Origin of the sequence: Bradyrhizobium sp. DOA9 (assembly GCF_000617845.2) — a bacterium.
Lineage (GTDB): Bacteria > Pseudomonadota > Alphaproteobacteria > Rhizobiales > Xanthobacteraceae > Bradyrhizobium.
On record NZ_DF820425.1, the window covers coordinates 4,552,058 to 4,567,698 of the forward strand.

A 15,641-nucleotide genomic window follows, 5' to 3' on the forward strand; every position below is an offset into this window, starting at 1 on the left:
CTTCTTCGCAACTATCGCCTCAAGAACACCCCGTCGTGCTGCCGCACGTATCGCACTTCATGCACGTCCCATTCCGCACCAGCGTGAAGTTGCCGCACTCTGAGCACATCTCGCCCTCGTAGCCCTTGGCCTTCGCTTCCGCGCGGCGCTCGGCCTTGCTCGGGACCGCCGTTGCCGCGGTGCCGGCCTTGCTCCATTGCAGCTGCTCGAGCTTCTCCGTCGGAGACAGGTCGTGCTGGGCTTCCTGCTTCAGGGCGACGGCGCCTTCGATGGCGTCGCCGACGCGGGAGGAGGTGCCGTGGGCGGCCAGCGCCGTGACCCGGCTGCCGCCGGAGGGCGCGCTGTCGTTGCCCTGGCTGACCGCGGCCGAGCCGCCGCGCATCACGACGAGGTTGTCCGTGCGCGAGCGGGTGAGGCCGCGCGAGACCAGCTTGGTCGCGTGGTGGCCGCCGTCCTCGTCCGGCTCCTTGCCTTCCTCGACGCCCTTGCCGAGCGCATCAAAACCCGTCTCGTTGGGATCGACATGGGCGAGGTCGAAGCGGCTGAGATAGCTCACCGCGAGCTCGCGGAAGACGTAGTCGAGGATCGAGGTCGCGTACTTGATGCTGTCGTTGCCCTGCACGGGGCCCGCCGGCTCGAAGCGGGTGAAGGTGAAGGCGTCGACATATTCGTCGAGCGGCACGCCGTATTGCAGGCCGAGCGACACCGCGATGGCGAAGTTGTTGATGAAGGAGCGCAGCGCCGCGCCTTCCTTGTGCATGTCGATGAAGATCTCGCCGAGGCGACCGTCATCGTATTCGCCGGTGCGGAGATAGACTTTATGTCCGCCGACGACCGCCTTCTGGGTGTAGCCCTTGCGGCGATCGGGCATCTTCTCGCGCTCGCGCATCACGACGATGCGCTCGACCAGCTTCTCGACGACCTTTTCGGCCACATGCGTGGCGCGCGCCGCCATCGGCTTTTCATGCAGCTGCTCGACGGCATCGTCCTCGTCCTCGTCATCGCTGATGAGCTGCGAGTTGAGCGGCTGGGAGAGCTTGGAGCCGTCGCGATAGAGCGCGTTGGCCTTGAGGGCGAGCTTCCACGACAGCATGTAGGCGGACTTGCAGTCCTCCACCGTGGCGTCGTTCGGCATGTTGATGGTCTTGGAGATCGCGCCCGAGATGAAGGGCTGCGCCGCCGCCATCATGCGGATGTGGCTCTCGACCGACAGATAACGCTTGCCGATCTTGCCGCAGGGATTTGCGCAGTCGAACACGGGATAGTGCTCGGCCTTGAGGTGCGGGGCACCTTCCACCGTCATCGCGCCGCAGATGTGGACGTTGGCCGCCTCGATCTCACGCTTGGTGAAGCCGACGGCCTGGAGGAGGTCGAAGCCGGGCGCTGCAATGGCTTCCGCGCCGATTCCGAGCTGGTCGCGGATGAAATCCTCGCCAAACGTCCACTTGTTGAAGGCGAACTTGATGTCGAAGGCAGTCGGCAGGGCCTTCTCGACCTTGGCGATCGCCTCATCGGTAAAGCCCTTGGCCTTCAGCGTGCTGACGTTGATGCCGGGGGCGTTCGACAGCGAGCCGTGGCCGACGGCGTAGGCCTCGATCTCGGCGATCTCAGCTTCGCGATAGCCGAGCGCGCGGAGCGCTGCCGGCACCGCACGGTTGATGATCTTGAAGTAGCCGCCGCCGGCGAGCTTCTTGAACTTGACCAGGGCGAAGTCGGGCTCGATGCCGGTGGTGTCGCAATCCATGACGAGGCCGATCGTGCCGGTCGGCGCGATCACCGTGGTCTGGGCGTTGCGATAGCCGTGCTTCTCGCCGAGCTCGAGCGCCGCATCCCAGGCGGCCTGGGCATGGTTGACGAGGTCGGCTTGCGGGCAGGAGACGAGGTCGAGCGGCACCGGGTTGACGCTCAGCGCCTCATAGCCCAAGGCCTCGCCATGCGCCGCACGGCGGTGGTTGCGGATCACGCGCAGCATGTGCGCGGCGTTCTTCTTGTAGCCGGGGAAGGTGCCCAGTTCAGCAGCTATTTCCGCGGAGGTCTTGTAGGTGATGCCGGTCATGACGGCGGTCAGCGCGCCGCAGAGCGCGCGGCCTTCCTTGCTGTCATAGGGCAGGCCCATGGTCATCAGGAGGCCGCCGATATTGGCGTAGCCGAGGCCGAGCGTGCGGAACTCGTAGGAGAGCTCGGCGATCGCCTTCGACGGGAACTGCGCCATCATCACGGAGATTTCAAGCACGATGGTCCAGAGCCGGCAGAGGTGCTCATAGCCCTCGACGTCGAAGCGCTTGGTCTCGGTGTTGTAGAACGTCAGCAGGTTCGCCGAGGCGAGGTTGCACGCGGTGTCGTCCAGGAACATGTATTCCGAGCACGGATTCGATGCGCGGATGTCGCCGGACGCCTTGCAGGTGTGCCAGTCGTTCATCGTGGTGTTGAAGTGCAGGCCCGGATCGGCCGAGGCCCAGGCGGCGTAGCCGATCTTCTCCCAGAGGTCGCGCGCCTTCAGCGTCTTCGTCACCTTCTTGGAGGTGCGGGCGTTCAGATTCCAGTCGCCGTCGGTCTCGACCGCGCGCAGGAAGTCGTCCCGTAGCGAGACCGAGTTGTTGGAGTTCTGGCCGGAGACCGTGAGATAGGCTTCCGAGTCCCAGTCGGTATCGTAGGTGTCGAACTGGATGTCCTTGTAGCCTTGCTTCGCAAACTGGATGACGCGCTTGATGTAATTGTCGGGCACCAGGCTGCGGCGCGCGAGCTTGATCTCGCGGCGCAGCGCCGGGTTCTTCTCGGGGTCGAAGCAATCGTCGCCCGAGCCTTCGCAATTGACGCAGGCCTTCAGCACCGCCTTGAGGTGCTTCTGGTTGATCTTGGAGCCCGTGACGAGGGCGGCGACCTTCTGCTCCTCCTTCACCTTCCAGTCGATATAGGTCTCGATGTCGGGGTGATCGACGTCGACCACGACCATCTTGGCGGCGCGGCGGGTGGTGCCGCCGCTCTTGATCGCGCCCGCGGCGCGGTCGCCGATCTTGAGGAAGCTCATCAGGCCGCTTGAGCGGCCGCCGCCGGAGAGCTTTTCGCCTTCGCCGCGCAGGCGCGAGAAGTTGGAGCCGGTGCCGGAGCCGTATTTGAACAGGCGCGCCTCGCGGACCCAGAGGTCCATGATGCCGCCCTCATTGACGAGGTCGTCACCGACGCCCTGGATGAAGCAGGCATGCGGCTGCGGATGCTCGTAGGCCGACTTGGACTTGGTCAGCTTGCCGGTGAAGGGGTCGACGTAATAATGGCCCTGGCCGGGGCCGTCGATGCCGTAGGCCCAGTGCAGGCCGGTGTTGAACCATTGCGGCGAGTTCGGCGCGACCATCTGCATGGCGAGCATGTAGCGGAGCTCGTCATAGAAGGCCTGGGCGTCCTCGTCGGTCGAGAAGTACTTGCCCTTCCAGCCCCAATAGGTCCAGCAGCCGGCGAGGCGGTCGAACACCTGCTTTGCGCTGAGCTCGCTGACATAGCGCTCCTTCTCAGGGAGAGCATTGAGCGCGTCGGTGTCGGGCACGGAGCGCCACAGGAAGGAGGGGACGGATTCCTCCTCGACTTTCTTCAGGCGCGCGGCAACGCCGGCTTTGCGGAAATATTTCTGGGCCAGCACGTCGGAGGCGACCTGCGACCACTCGGCCGGGACCTCGACATTCTCGAGCTTGAACACGACCGAGCCGTCGGGATTGCGAATCTCCGACGTGGTCAGGCGGAAATCGATTCCCGCATAAGGTGACTGTCCCGAAATGGTGTGGCGCCGCTCAATCCGCATGGTCTTGCCCCGTCCTTTTCTTTGACCGGTCCTGCCCCTCGCTCTCGGGCGTGCCGGGTCGTCATTGCATCGCGCGGCGCCTTCAGCCGTTCGGCCTTGGGGCACCGCAGTTCAGCCGGTGGATCCGGCCCTGTTTTTTCCCGGCACGAGATCGATGCGTCGCATCGACCATCCCGCCGGCATGTCCACACCCATCCGCCCCCAAGGGGATGCCTGCGACATGCGTTCAACGCCCCACAACGTCACTTCGTCATCGATGCCATCCGGGCCTGTTGCCGGCCCGTTCTGGCGCCCGAAGAGCCTCGCATTCCGAGGGCAGACACGCCCTCATTCCGCAGCCTTTGGCCGGCTGGCGGAGCTGAAATTTGCGAGACCCTTTGGGGGAGTGCCGGCGGGACGCAAACTCACTCGCGCCGAACGGACCGAAAGCTAGGACTCTCCGTTGCGCCCGTCAAGAACTAGTGCGAGTTCCTGAATCAAATACTAAATATGGTGGATTGTGGGGGATAACAGGGGTCTTCGCCGCGCCTGTCGTGAGCCCAAGTATCAGTGAGTCCTCAGGGATTCCCAACCGAAAAAATTTGCATGCCGTGATGATGCGGAGCTTCATCCCGCTGTTCACAGGCTGGGTATATTTTTGAGCGATGGGATTGCGTCAGCAGGACTCACGTAGCCCTACGGAAGGTGAGGGCAGGCATGCCCGCCGAACTGGTGGTGGGACCTGCGAATCCGGGCCAAGCTGGCCGCCAGATTTGCCGGACTACCCAACATGCTTGATTCGATGAAGCCGGGCGCGCGGCCGCGCATCGCCCCGGCCGGCCTGATGTTCCTTGCGATCACCTCGATCGGCTGGGGCTTCAACTGGCCGGTGACGAAATTCCTGCTCGGCGAACTGCCGCCTCTGACCCTGCGCGGGGTCACCGGCGTGCTCGGCGCGCTGCTGCTGGCGCTGCTTGCTGTGATGCGCCGGCAAAGCCTGCGCGTTCAGGGCCCGGTCTGGCCGCGCCTGCTCACCGCGGCCGCGCTCAACGTCACCGGCTGGATGGTGCTGATGGGGCTGGCGCTGCTCTGGCTGCCGGCGAGCGAGGCGGCGCTGATCGCCTACACGATGCCGGTGTGGGCCTCGATCATCGCCTGGCCGGTCCTCGGGGAGCGGCCGACGGTGCTGCGCACGCTCGGCCTGGTGCTGGCCTTCGCGGGGCTTGGCTCGATCATGGGCGGCAATGGCATGGCTGCCAGCACGGCGAAGCTGCCGGGCATCATCATGGTGCTGGTCGGCGCGTTCGGCTTCGCCCTCGGCACGGTGCTCTCGAAGAAGTATCCGATTCACCTGCCGCCACTCACCGCGGCCGCCTGGCAGATCGGGATCGGCTGCTTGCCGATCTCGATCGTCGGCCTTCTGATCGAGACCACGCATTTGTCGCAGGTGACGCCGCTCGGCTGGTGGCTGCTGGTCTATTCGGTGGTCGGGCAGTTCTGCATCGCCTATGTCAGCTGGTTCGCAGCGCTTGCGCGCCTGCCGGCCTCGGTCGCCGCGATCGGCACCATGGCGGTGCCGGTGATCGGCGTCGTGGCATCGGCGCTCGCGCTCGGCGAGCCGCTCGGGGCCGGGCAGGTCGCGGGGCTGGTGTTCACGCTGGCGGCGGTGGTGATGGCGACGCGCGGTTAGCCCCCAGCGCCTTCCTGATCATCTCGGCGAGCTGGTTTCTCCGATAGGGCTTGGTCAGCAGCATCACGCCGTCGTCGAGCTTGCCGTGATGGACGATGGCGTTGTCGGTGTAGCCGGAGGTGTAGAGCACTTTCAGGCCCGGCCGGCGCCTTGCCACCTCTTCGGCGAGCTCGCGGCCGCTCATGCCGCCGGGGATGACGACGTCGGTGAACAGCAGGTCGAAGCTCTGGCCGGCCTCGATCAGGTCCAGCGCCGCCTTGCCGTCGGGCGCGGCGACCGTCTTGTAGCCGAGGCTCTGCAGCTGCGCGGTGACGAAGTTGCGCACCAGCGGATCGTCCTCGACCACGAAGATGGTCTCGGCGCCGCCTTCGGCCTGCGGCGTGACGCCGGCTGCCGTCTCCGCGGCGCCTTCGCCCGGCGGCAGATAGAGCTTGATCGTGGTGCCGTGACCTTCCTCGCTGTAGATCTTGATGTGGCCGCCCGACTGCTTGACGAAGCCGTAGACCATGGACAGGCCGAGGCCCGATCCCTTGCCGACCTCCTTGGTGGTGAAGAAGGGCTCGAACGCCTTCAGCTGGACGTCGGGGGGCATGCCGGTGCCGGTGTCGCTCACCGCAAGCATCACGTAGGGCCCGGGCGTCACGTCGGCATTGGCCAGCGCATAGGCCTCGTCGAGCACGACGCGGTGCGTCTCCAGCAGCAGCTTGCCGCCGTTCGGCATGGCATCGCGCGCGTTGATCGCCATGTTGAGCACGGCGTTGGTGAGCCTGGACGGATCGATATGCGTCGTCATCGGTCCCTGTTCCAGCACGGTCTCGATCTGGATCTGCTCGCCGAGCGTGGGGCGCAGAAGCTTTGCGATGTCGGAGATCGCGGCGTTGATGTCGACGTTGCGCGGCTCGAGCGGCTGCCGGCGCGCGAACGCCAGGAGGTGCTGGATCAACTCGGCGCAGCGTTCGGCGGCATCGTCGATCAGCCGCGCGGTGCGCTGCAGCTCGGGCTGGTCCTTCAGCTTCTCCACCAGCGTCTCGGTGTTGCCGGAGATGACGGTGAGCATGTTGTTGAAGTCGTGCGCGACGCCGCCGGTCAGCTTGCCGATCGCATCCAGCTTCTGCGACTGGTGCAGCTGCCGCTCGGTCTCGCGCGAGGTCGTGGCATCGTGATAGACCAGCACGGCTCCCGAGATGTTGCCTTGCCCGTCCCGCATCGGCCGGCCGCTGACCATGAGTTGGCGCGGCGGGTTGCCGCTGTGCGGGCGGACGATCATCTCCAGCTCTTCGAACTGCTCGCCGCGCAGCACGCGCGCCGACGGCAGCTCGTCGGGCAGAAGCGGCGTGACGCCGTCGCCGTGAAACACGTCGGACAGCGCGCGCAGGTTGCCGACGTTCATGCCGGTGCGATGCAGCAGCATGCGCTCGGCGGCCGGATTGGACAGCAGCACGGTGCCCTCGTTGTCGATCACCAGCACCGCCTCCGCCATGCTGCGAAACGTGCTCTGGAGCACGTTGACCGACAGGCGCAGCTCGTCATGCGCGGCGACGAGGTGCTCGGTGCGCTCGGCCACCGCGGCCTCGAGCGCCGTCTTGGCGGCCTGGGTCTGCTCGAGCGAGCTCTGGAGCTCACCCGTGGTGCGGCGGCTTTCGCGCATCACCAACGCGACCAGGAGCAGGATCAGCACGGCGCCGGCAACGTCGATGCCGAGCAGCACGATGCCGGTGCGGCGCGAATCCTGGGAGCGGGCGGCGAGCAGGCGTTCCTCCTCCGCGCTCAGGCGGTCGAGATTGCCCATCACCGTGTCCATCAGCCCGCGGCCCTCGGCCTTGCTGTTGAGCGCGGCAATGCCGGCCTGGTCGTTGGCGGCGCGCAGGCGCATCGCGGTGGCGGCGATCTCGATCCGGCGCAGCGCCAGCGGCTCGGTGCCCTCCAGCAGCGCGACCTGATCGGGGCTGTCGCGCACGTCGCGCTTGAGCTCGGCGAGGGCCGGGGCGATCTTGGCGTGCACCGCCTGGAACTCGTCGCTGAAGCCCTGGCTGCGATAGAGCTCGTAGCCGCGCGCGGCGCTCTCGGCCCGGCGCAGCAGCACGCGCAGATCGGAGATCTTCTTCTGCACCTGGACGGTGTGGTTCACCCACGCCGCGTCGGACCGCGACTTGACGTCGAGGGCGATCGAGGCCGCGGTGATGATCAGGAGGATGGCAAGTCCGGCACCGAGAATGACGCGCTGCGTTGGAATCAAGGGGCTTCTTTCTGATCCATCGGCGGCGCGCCCGCGCTGGCGAGGCATTCCCGGATCGTGGTCAGCAGCGCTTCCGGCGTGAACGGCTTGCGCAGGCAGCGCGTGGCGCCGAGCTCCAGCGCCATGCGGAGAAAGTCGGGAGAGGGCGAGGCGGACGAGGCGAAGGCGTAGCCCGACATCGCGATCAGGGGGGTCGCCGGCGCGCGCTCGTGGAAGATGCGGATGGATTCGAAGCCGCGCATATGCGGCATGAAGATGTCGACCAGCATCACGTCGAAGGCCTGCGATTCCAGCGCAGCCAATCCTGTTTCGCCGCCGTCGGTGAGCGTGACGTCGAAGCCCTGACGTTGGAGGAGGACCTCGATGGTCGCGCCGACCATCGGATCGTCATCAACCACGAGAATACGCGGCATGACACTTCCCAGAAGATCGAAGTCCCCACTGTGGTTTGTGATATCCGCGAATCGTGGCTCCGGTCAATTTGGGATTGGATCGCGAAGGATATGCACGGTTCGGTGCATAAAGGTCCATTTGCATCGATTTGTATCTATCCTCGTGGGCACGAGCGTGATGGAGCCGAAACCAATGAGGAAGACGATAGCGAAGAAGGCGCCGCATCGCTGCGACGCCTTCTGCCTCACGGCTTTGTCATCTGCCTCTCGGCGATCTGCTTACGGGCAAGGATGCCGCCGGCCGTCGTAACCGAGATAGGTGCCCGACGCCGGGTCGTACGACTTGTAGCGCTGCGCGCAATAGGCCGCGGAGTCGCCGCCGTCATCCTGCACCACCGCAACCGACGGCTCGTCGTAGTAGCTGCCATAGTAGTAGGGATCGTCGTAATAGCCGTACCCGCCGCCGTAATAGGCGTAGGAGCCGAGGCCACCGATTGCGGCGCCGGCGGCGAAGCCCGGCCAGAAGCCGCCGCGGCGATGATGGTGGTGGCGCCAGCCGCCGTTCCATGTGCCGCCGCTCCAGGTGCCCGGCGAGGCGGTCGCGACGCTGCGCGTGCCGCTATAGGTGGGCGAGATACCCGTACCTGCCGCCACGCCGCCGACGAAGCTGCCGCCGCTCGGACGGACCGCAGTTCCGGCCGCGAAACTGCCTCCGCTCGGACGCATCGCCGCGCCCGCCGCGAAACTGCCGCCGCTTGGACGCATCGCCGCGCCGCCTCCGAAATTGCCGCCGCCGCCATGGAAGGCCGCGCCGCCGCCACCCATCCGCGCACCGCCACCGAAGCCACCGCCGCCGATGTGAGCACCGCCGCCACCGCCGCCGAAATGTGCGCCGCCGCCACCCCGACCACCATGGCCCTGTGCGAAGCTCGGCGTTGCCAGCGGGAGAACCAAGGCCACCGTCGCAGCGGCACTCAATATTTTCAGACTGTTCATGGTTGAACTCCTTTCCCGGAAAGCAACCCTGCGAAAGCGCGGGGGTTCCTGGGATCACGCCGGTTTGCGTGCCAATGGAGCCTCAGGCCCTGCTGCTGTACCGGGCATGAATGAATCGCGTCGGCTTTGCGGCAGCGGCGTGCGCGGTAGGCGGATTTGCGGGGGCGCCGACACGTCTGCCGAACTGGACATTTCGCCCCCCGGATGGCATCAGGACCCGACGAAGCAGGGCCCTTGCCGCATGAAACAATTCTTCCTCAAGTTCTTCACCTGGTGGAGTGGCCAGACCTTTGGCACCCAGCTCTGGACCAAGCGGTATGGCGAGCTGGTCGGCGAGGACGAGCAGGGCAACCGTTACTACCGCACCCGGGGCGGGGCGATCGACCCGACGCTCGGCTTCGAGCGGCGCTGGGTGATCTATAATGGCTATGCCGAAGCGAGCCGGATTCCGCCGTCCTGGCATGGCTGGATCCACCACGTCGTCGACAAGCCGCCGACCGAGATCAATTACCAGCCGCGCGAGTGGGAAAAGCCGCACCAGCCGAATCTCACCGGCACCGCCAAGGCCTATCGTCCCTCCGGCTCGACGCTGGCCAGCGGCAGGCGCCCCAAGGCGACCGGCGACTATCAGCCCTGGACGCCCGGCTAGCCCTTTCGGGCCACCCACGGACCATCATCCTCCAAAGCGGATGCACATGCATGCGCGCCGCGCCGCTGTGGACAACGGGAACAGCGGGGACGCCGCTTGCGCGGACGTTGCGTCGATGCGGGCGATGCGGCTCAATGATCCCATCTTACGGAGATGGGAAACCATCGCGTTCGGTTCGGGCAACAGTTCGCGACTGTCCCGAGATGCAGCGGCCGCCGAGGAAGGACTCGATCGGGAGATAGGCCCCCGGTCTGGAAGCTCCGACATCGCCCGATGTGAATGTGCAGCCACCGTGAGACAGGAAAGGCCGCTCGGGAAACCGAGCGGCCTTTTTCTTTTGCGGACTTGCACCGCGTTCGGGATGGGGAGTGCCCTTCGTTGCTCTACACTCCGTCATTGCGAGCGCAGCGAAGCAATCCAGAGTCTTCCCGCGGTGGCAGCCTGGATTGCTTCGCTGCGCTCGCAATGACGAGGATGATGTAGCTGTGCGAAATAGTTCGGGGGGCCATGTTGCTGCGGTCGGCGTGGCTTCCTGGGTCCCGGCTCTGCGCCGCATCGCTGCGCGATGCAGCGCGTCCGGGACACCCGCAGCGCGTTACGTCACCCGCTCGGCCGCGCGCTTCACTGCTTCGAGCCGCCGCGCCTGGTTTTGCGCGCCGCGCTCTCTCAGCAGCGCCAGCACTTCGGCGGGCGCCGTGTCGGGCGAGCCCGCATCGAACGGCGGGGCTGGATTGTATTCCATCTGGAGCTGGATTGCTTCGGCCGTGGTGCGATCGACCATGATCGAGACGAGCGTCAGCGCGAAATCGATGCCGGCGGTGACGCCGCCCCCAGTGATGCGGTTGCGATCGACGCAGACGCGGGTCTTGGTCGGCGTCGCGCCGAACTGTGCGAGCATGTCCATCGCGCTCCAATGGGTGGCGGCGCGATAGCCCTTCAGGAGGCCCGCGGCGCCGAGGGCCAGCGATCCCGTGCACACCGAGGTGACGTATTTGGCGCCTGCCGCCTGCCTGCGCAGGAATGCGAGCACCTCCTCGTCGCCCAGAAGGTCGTTGGTGCCCTGGCCGCCGGGCACGCAGATCACATCGAGCTGGGGGCAATCCGCAAAGGTCGTGGTCGGCGTCAGCGTCAGCACGGAATCGCTCGGCACCGGCTCGATCCGCTTCCAGATCAGGTGCAGCTTTGCGTCCGGAACCATCGCGAACACCTGCAACGGGCCGGTGAAGTCGAGCTGGGTGACGCGCGGAAATACCAGGATTCCGATCTGGAGCGGTGACGACATGGGAGCCTCCGACAATGCGCTTGACGCCGGCAGAATGGCATGGTGCCCTCTCGTCAGAAATGGCATAATTCCCTCGCTTTCGGACATTAGGATCTGTCTCCATGATCGGCATCCTGATCTTCCCGGACTTCCAGCTGCTCGATGCGGCAGGTCCGATCTCGGTGTTCGAGATCGCTGCGCGCGCCTCCGGCAATTCCCCAGCCATCCGCGTGCTGGCGGCGAAGCCGGGGCTGGTGCGCAGCACGTCGGGTGTCGAGATGATGGCGCGTGACTTCAAGACGGCAAACGCGATCACGACGCTGGTCGTGGCCGGCGGCATGGGCGTCGCGGAGGCCGCGCGCTGCGAGATCACGCGTGCCTTCGTGCAGCGACTGGCAAGGCGCGGCGTGCGGGTCGCGAGCGTCTGCTCGGGCGCCTTCGTGCTCGCCGAGGCCGGGCTGCTCGACGGCCGCCGCGCCACCACGCATTGGGCGCGGACGCGCGAGTTCGTCGCGCGCTTTCCCAGGATCAAGTTCGAGCCGGACCGGATTTTCACCCGCGACGGCAATGTCTGGACCTCGGCCGGGATCTCCGCCGGCATCGATCTCGCGCTCGCGATGGTCACCGAGGATCATGGCGAGGAGATCGCGCAGGCGACCGCGCGCCAGCTCGTGCTCTATCACCGCCGCAGCGGTGGGCAGTCGCAATTCTCGTCGCTGCTGGAGCTGAAGACGCCGAACGGACGCTTCGGCACGCTCCTGTCTTGGGCGCGCGAAAATCTCGACGCGCCGCTGACGGTGGAGGATCTCGCCGACCGGGCCGGCATGAGCGCCCGGCACTTCGCCCGCGCCTTCGCCGCCGAGACCGGCACGACGCCCTCCAAGGCGATCGAGCGGCTGCGGCTCGAAGTCGCGCGCGAGCGCGTGCAGTCCTCGCGCGAGGCGATCGAGCGCGTGGCGGAGGTGACCGGCTTCCGCGACCCCGAGCGCATGCGGCGCGCCTTCATCCGCGCCTATGGCCAGCCGCCGCAGGCGCTGCGGCGCGCGGCGCGGGCGGGGTAGGGGCGGGCATTCGAACATCGGACGTACGCGTGATCGCGGCCCGTATCCGAACGGGAAAGCGAGCGAGAAGTGGGGTAGAAGTGTCAGGCAACGACAGGATTCGTTGGACCAAAGGCTATACGCAATCGGAGCTCGACAGGGCGCAACGTCGATTTGGCTTGGTCTTTCCTCCCGATTTGGTTGCGCTCCTGAAGCAAAGGCGACCGATGGATGGACACGATTGGACGGACGACCGGGCGATAAGACGAGCGCTGGAATGGCCCTTTGAAAGCCTTCGTCATTCTGTCGAGCACGGACAATTGTGGTGGTCGGAATGGGGAGCGTGGCCGTCCAGCGCGCGCGTGCGGGAAGAGACGCTTCGAGAGATAGTTTCCCGGGCACCGAAACTAATCCCGTTGATTGCACACCGATATTTGCCGGAGCAGCCGCACGAGGCGGGCAACCCGGTCTTTTCGATCTACGGCATCGACGCAATTTATTATGGTGTGAACCTGGGCGACTATTTTGATCGAGAGTTCGCGGGCTGGAACAGCAAACCCTGGCCCGCGCAGATCAAATACATTCCGTTCTGGTCCGAGCTCGTCGAGCGATATGCAGAGGACAGAAACACCTCATAGTCTGGTCAAATGCCGATGTCGTTCGTGAGCTCGTGCTAAGTGGTGCCGCTTGTGGCGGCCCCGCTGGACGTATCCGTCCGCACAATCACCCGCCGCGCGATCGGCATCAGCAGGTACGGCGCAAGGTGAATCGGAAACTGCGTCAGCGCGAAATAGAGCCAGGTGGCAGGCGGCAATGCGCCGGCGGTGGCCGCCAGCATCAGGCCCAGATTGCGCTGTGACACCATCAGGCCGATGGCAAAGGCACGCTCGGTGCCGGCGCGGCGAAAGATCAGCGTCGTGACGGCGAGCAGGGTGAAATAGACCGCGAAGGCGAGCAGTGCGACGGCGATCGCGAACAGCGGATCGGCGACGAAATCGTGCGCCACGTCGCCCATGACGGCGGATGCGAACACCAGCAGGATGAGGATGTTGAAGCCGTCGATCGGCTGCTTGTGGCGCTGGATCGCCTCGGTGCCGAACAGGCGGCGGATGAGTGTCGCGGCCAGCAGCGATGCGGCGAGGATGCCGAGCAGCTTGAGGCCGAGCGCGAGCGGCGAGATGCTGAGCATGCCGTCGAGAAAGAGGCTGGCGAACACCGAGGCGGTGAAGGGCACCAGCGCGGTTGCGGTGACCAGCGTGACCAGCGGCAGCGTGGCGTCGAGGCCGATCAGCGCGGCGAGCGCGGGTGCTGCCATCATCGGCGAAGCCATGCCCTGGAGCATCAGCGCGAGGAAGAGGCCGGGTGAGCTTGCGTCGAGTCCGCTTCCCTGGGCGATGAGGCCGACGATCAGCGGCACAGCGATCGTGGTCCAGGCCGTGGCGGCCCCGACCAGGGCAGGGCGGCGCAGATGTCCGGACAGCGCGACGAGATCGACGCGCATGAACGAGATGCAGAGCAGAAGGAAGATCGCCTCGGTGACATAGGGGCGCAGCAGCGCGCCGAGCGGCGGCACCGCGACCGCGATGAAGGCGATCGCCGCCACCGCGCGCGTGCCCTGGCCGCCGAGCCAGGCCAGGGCGCGCAGGGGAAGGGCGAGGGCGGCTTCGAGCGAGGAGGGCATCTCTGTCGGGATTGTCGGTTCGGGGGCATACCCGCCTGCGGCCCCGGGGAGGGGCTCACGACTATCCCATCCGGGAGCTGGCCTGGCCAGAGCGGGCCGGGAAGGGCTGGGATGCCGCCCTTCCCCCGCCGTATTCGGCGTGTTAACCGGAGGGCCTGCGAGCGGCGGTATCCCCTGTAGAATGTCCAACGAGCCCGATTCGCTGTTGAAGCCGCGCGAGATGTTCAAAACCTTTGCCCTGACCGGTCTTGCGGCGCTTTTGGCCGCCACCGCACTGACGGCTGCGACGCCGGCAGTTGCGCAGATCGGCACGATCTTCTCCGATCCGCCGCCGCTGCGGCCGCCCGGGAGCATTCCGCGCGGCCAGCCCCAGCCGCAGCCGATGCCCGAGGACGACGAAGAGGTGCCGGAGCTGCCGCCGCAGGGCCGGGTGCTGCCGTCGCGCCCGATGCCGCCGCCGGGCCGGCAGGGCAATGTGATGCCGGGGCCGGTCGAGACCCAGCCTTTGGCGCCGCCGCCGGGCTCGACCCTCGCGCCGCCGAACCAGCCGCCCTCCGCTGCGACCGCTCCGCCGGGTCCGCAAGGCGCCCCGGGTGCGCCCGGTCAGCGCCAGCCCCAGCAGAAGGGCGGGCCGGGCGGTGCCGTGCCGCAGACGCCGGCCAGCCTGCAGCCGGGCGACGAGGTCGTGACCGAGCCGCCGGCCCAGAAGATCGTGAACAAGAAGGCGACCTTCTCCGGCCTCGACAAGATCACCGGACGCATCATCAATTTCGACGAGGAGATCGGCGAGACCGTCCAGTTCGGTGCGCTCCGCGTCAAGACCGACGCCTGCTACACGCGTCCGGCGACGGAAGCGGCCAACACCGACGCCTTCGTCGAGGTCGACGAGATCACCTTGCAGGGCGAGGTGAAGCGGATCTTCTCCGGTTGGATGTACGCGGCGAGCCCCGGCCTGCACGGCGTCGAGCACCCGATCTACGACATCTGGCTGACCGACTGCAAAGAGCCGCAGCAGACCGTCGCCACCGCGGCACCGGATCCGGCCGCGGCAAAGCCGCCGCCCCCGCCGCCCCCGCAGAAGAAGGCCGCGCCCAAGCAGGTGCAGCAGCGCCCGCCGCAGCCATTGCCGCCGATCCAGCAGCAGCAACCGGCGCCGCCGCCGCCACCCCCACCGGAGCAGCGGCCGGGCCTGTTCGGAATTCCCGGGTTCGGCGGCCGCTAGGCCAGCAATTGGTTATTGCCGCGAAGCAATGATCTCGAGGGCGCGTGCCCCCGGGATCGCTTCGCCCGCGGAGAGCTTCAGGAAATCGCCGGGTTCGCCCGCCAGCGCCTTGTCGAGCAGCGCGGTATAGCGTCGGCGCGAGATCTCGACGGCGCCGAAGCTCTTCAGATGCTCGGTGACATATTGGGTGTCGAGCAGCTCGAAGCCGCCGTGAATGAGCCGCGCGACCAGATGCACCAGCGCGACCTTCGAGGCATCGCGCACATTGTGGAACATGCTCTCGCCGAAGAAGGCCCGCCCCAGACTGACGCCGTAGAGACCGCCGACGAGATCGTCGCCCTGCCAGGCTTCGACGCTGTGGCAATGGCCGAGCTCGAACAGGCCGCCATAGAGGTCGCGGATGCGCTTGTTGATCCAGGTGTCCTCGCGTCCCGCTTGCGGCGCCGCGCAGCCGGCGATGGTCGCCTTGAACGCGGTGTTGACGGTGACGCGAAACTGATCCGAGCGCACAGTGCGCGCGAGGCGCGAGGCGACGCGGAAGCCGTCGAGCGGGATGACGCCGCGCAGCTCCGGCTCGACCCAAAACAGGGTCGGATCATCGGCGCTTTCCGCCATCGGAAAAATGCCGCAGGCATAAGCGCGCAGCAGCACGGCCGGCGTGATTTCAGACGGGGCGGAGTCGCGCGAAGTCATGGCTTGCCATCA

At 66.6% G+C, this 15,641-nt stretch carries 12 protein-coding genes; 5 read left to right on the forward strand and 7 right to left on the reverse strand.

The genetic code is table 11. From position 1 onward, the window contains the following. Positions 1 to 19: 19 nt before the first annotated feature. Positions 20 to 3,790, reverse strand: a complete 3,771-nt coding sequence (locus BDOA9_RS21255) for a vitamin B12-dependent ribonucleotide reductase (protein WP_025035988.1) — start codon at positions 3,788 to 3,790, stop codon at positions 20 to 22. A 769-nt stretch (positions 3,791 to 4,559) separates the two neighbouring features. Here BDOA9_RS21255 and BDOA9_RS21260 point away from each other — a divergent pair. Next, complete coding sequence (locus BDOA9_RS21260; RefSeq protein ID WP_025035989.1) at positions 4,560 to 5,459, forward strand: DMT family transporter; 900 nt, start codon at positions 4,560 to 4,562, stop codon at positions 5,457 to 5,459. Here the strand turns inward: BDOA9_RS21260 and BDOA9_RS21265 are convergent. The 3 genes from BDOA9_RS21265 to BDOA9_RS21275 all read right to left on the reverse strand — a co-directional run bounded on the left by BDOA9_RS21265 (position 5,422) and on the right by BDOA9_RS21275 (position 9,083). After that, a complete protein-coding gene (locus tag BDOA9_RS21265) occupies positions 5,422 to 7,695 on the reverse strand; it encodes a CHASE3 domain-containing protein (protein ID WP_025035990.1) in 2,274 nt (757 codons plus the stop codon). The two genes, BDOA9_RS21260 and BDOA9_RS21265, sit on opposite strands and share 38 nt — an antisense overlap. Next, complete coding sequence (locus BDOA9_RS21270) at positions 7,692 to 8,108, reverse strand: response regulator (RefSeq protein WP_025035991.1); 417 nt, start codon at positions 8,106 to 8,108, stop codon at positions 7,692 to 7,694. The genes BDOA9_RS21265 and BDOA9_RS21270 overlap by 4 nt, the downstream gene beginning before the upstream one ends. Before the next feature lie 258 nt (positions 8,109 to 8,366). After that, positions 8,367 to 9,083, reverse strand: a complete 717-nt coding sequence (locus BDOA9_RS21275) for a BA14K family protein (RefSeq protein ID WP_025035992.1) — start codon at positions 9,081 to 9,083, stop codon at positions 8,367 to 8,369. Between the two features lie 241 nt (positions 9,084 to 9,324). Here BDOA9_RS21275 and BDOA9_RS21280 point away from each other — a divergent pair, with 241 nt between their 5' ends. Continuing rightward, positions 9,325 to 9,732 carry an NADH:ubiquinone oxidoreductase subunit NDUFA12 gene (locus BDOA9_RS21280; RefSeq protein ID WP_025035993.1) on the forward strand — a complete coding sequence of 136 codons (408 nt, stop codon included), beginning with the start codon at positions 9,325 to 9,327 and terminating at the stop codon, positions 9,730 to 9,732. Between the two features lie 595 nt (positions 9,733 to 10,327). Here the strand turns inward: BDOA9_RS21280 and BDOA9_RS21285 are convergent. Next, positions 10,328 to 11,014 carry a DJ-1/PfpI family protein gene (locus BDOA9_RS21285; protein WP_025035994.1) on the reverse strand — a complete coding sequence of 229 codons (687 nt, stop codon included), beginning with the start codon at positions 11,012 to 11,014 and terminating at the stop codon, positions 10,328 to 10,330. A gap of 101 nt (positions 11,015 to 11,115) precedes the next feature. On the opposite strand from BDOA9_RS21285, the gene BDOA9_RS21290 reads away from it, so the two are divergent. Both BDOA9_RS21290 and BDOA9_RS21295 read left to right on the forward strand, forming a co-directional pair. Continuing rightward, positions 11,116 to 12,054 carry a GlxA family transcriptional regulator gene (locus BDOA9_RS21290; protein ID WP_025035995.1) on the forward strand — a complete coding sequence of 313 codons (939 nt, stop codon included), beginning with the start codon at positions 11,116 to 11,118 and terminating at the stop codon, positions 12,052 to 12,054. An 80-nt stretch (positions 12,055 to 12,134) separates the two neighbouring features. Beyond that, on the forward strand, positions 12,135 to 12,671 hold the full coding sequence (locus tag BDOA9_RS21295; RefSeq protein WP_042336304.1) for a hypothetical protein: 537 nt from the start codon (positions 12,135 to 12,137) through the stop codon (positions 12,669 to 12,671). Between the two features lie 35 nt (positions 12,672 to 12,706). Here the strand turns inward: BDOA9_RS21295 and BDOA9_RS21300 are convergent, their stop codons facing one another. Beyond that, positions 12,707 to 13,714 (reverse strand): hypothetical protein, encoded by a 1,008-nt coding sequence (locus BDOA9_RS21300; protein WP_025035997.1) that lies wholly within the window; start codon positions 13,712 to 13,714, stop codon positions 12,707 to 12,709. A 181-nt stretch (positions 13,715 to 13,895) separates the two neighbouring features. Between BDOA9_RS21300 and BDOA9_RS21305 the strand changes: the two genes are divergently transcribed. After that, positions 13,896 to 14,936 (forward strand): DUF2155 domain-containing protein, encoded by a 1,041-nt coding sequence (locus tag BDOA9_RS21305; RefSeq protein ID WP_025035998.1) that lies wholly within the window; start codon positions 13,896 to 13,898, stop codon positions 14,934 to 14,936. A 12-nt stretch (positions 14,937 to 14,948) separates the two neighbouring features. On the opposite strand, the gene aat is transcribed toward BDOA9_RS21305, so the two are convergent. Continuing rightward, the gene (aat, locus tag BDOA9_RS21310; RefSeq protein ID WP_025035999.1) at positions 14,949 to 15,629 is read right to left on the reverse strand and encodes a leucyl/phenylalanyl-tRNA--protein transferase; all 681 of its coding nucleotides are present in this window, start codon (positions 15,627 to 15,629) and stop codon (positions 14,949 to 14,951) included. Positions 15,630 to 15,641: the final 12 nt, after the last annotated feature.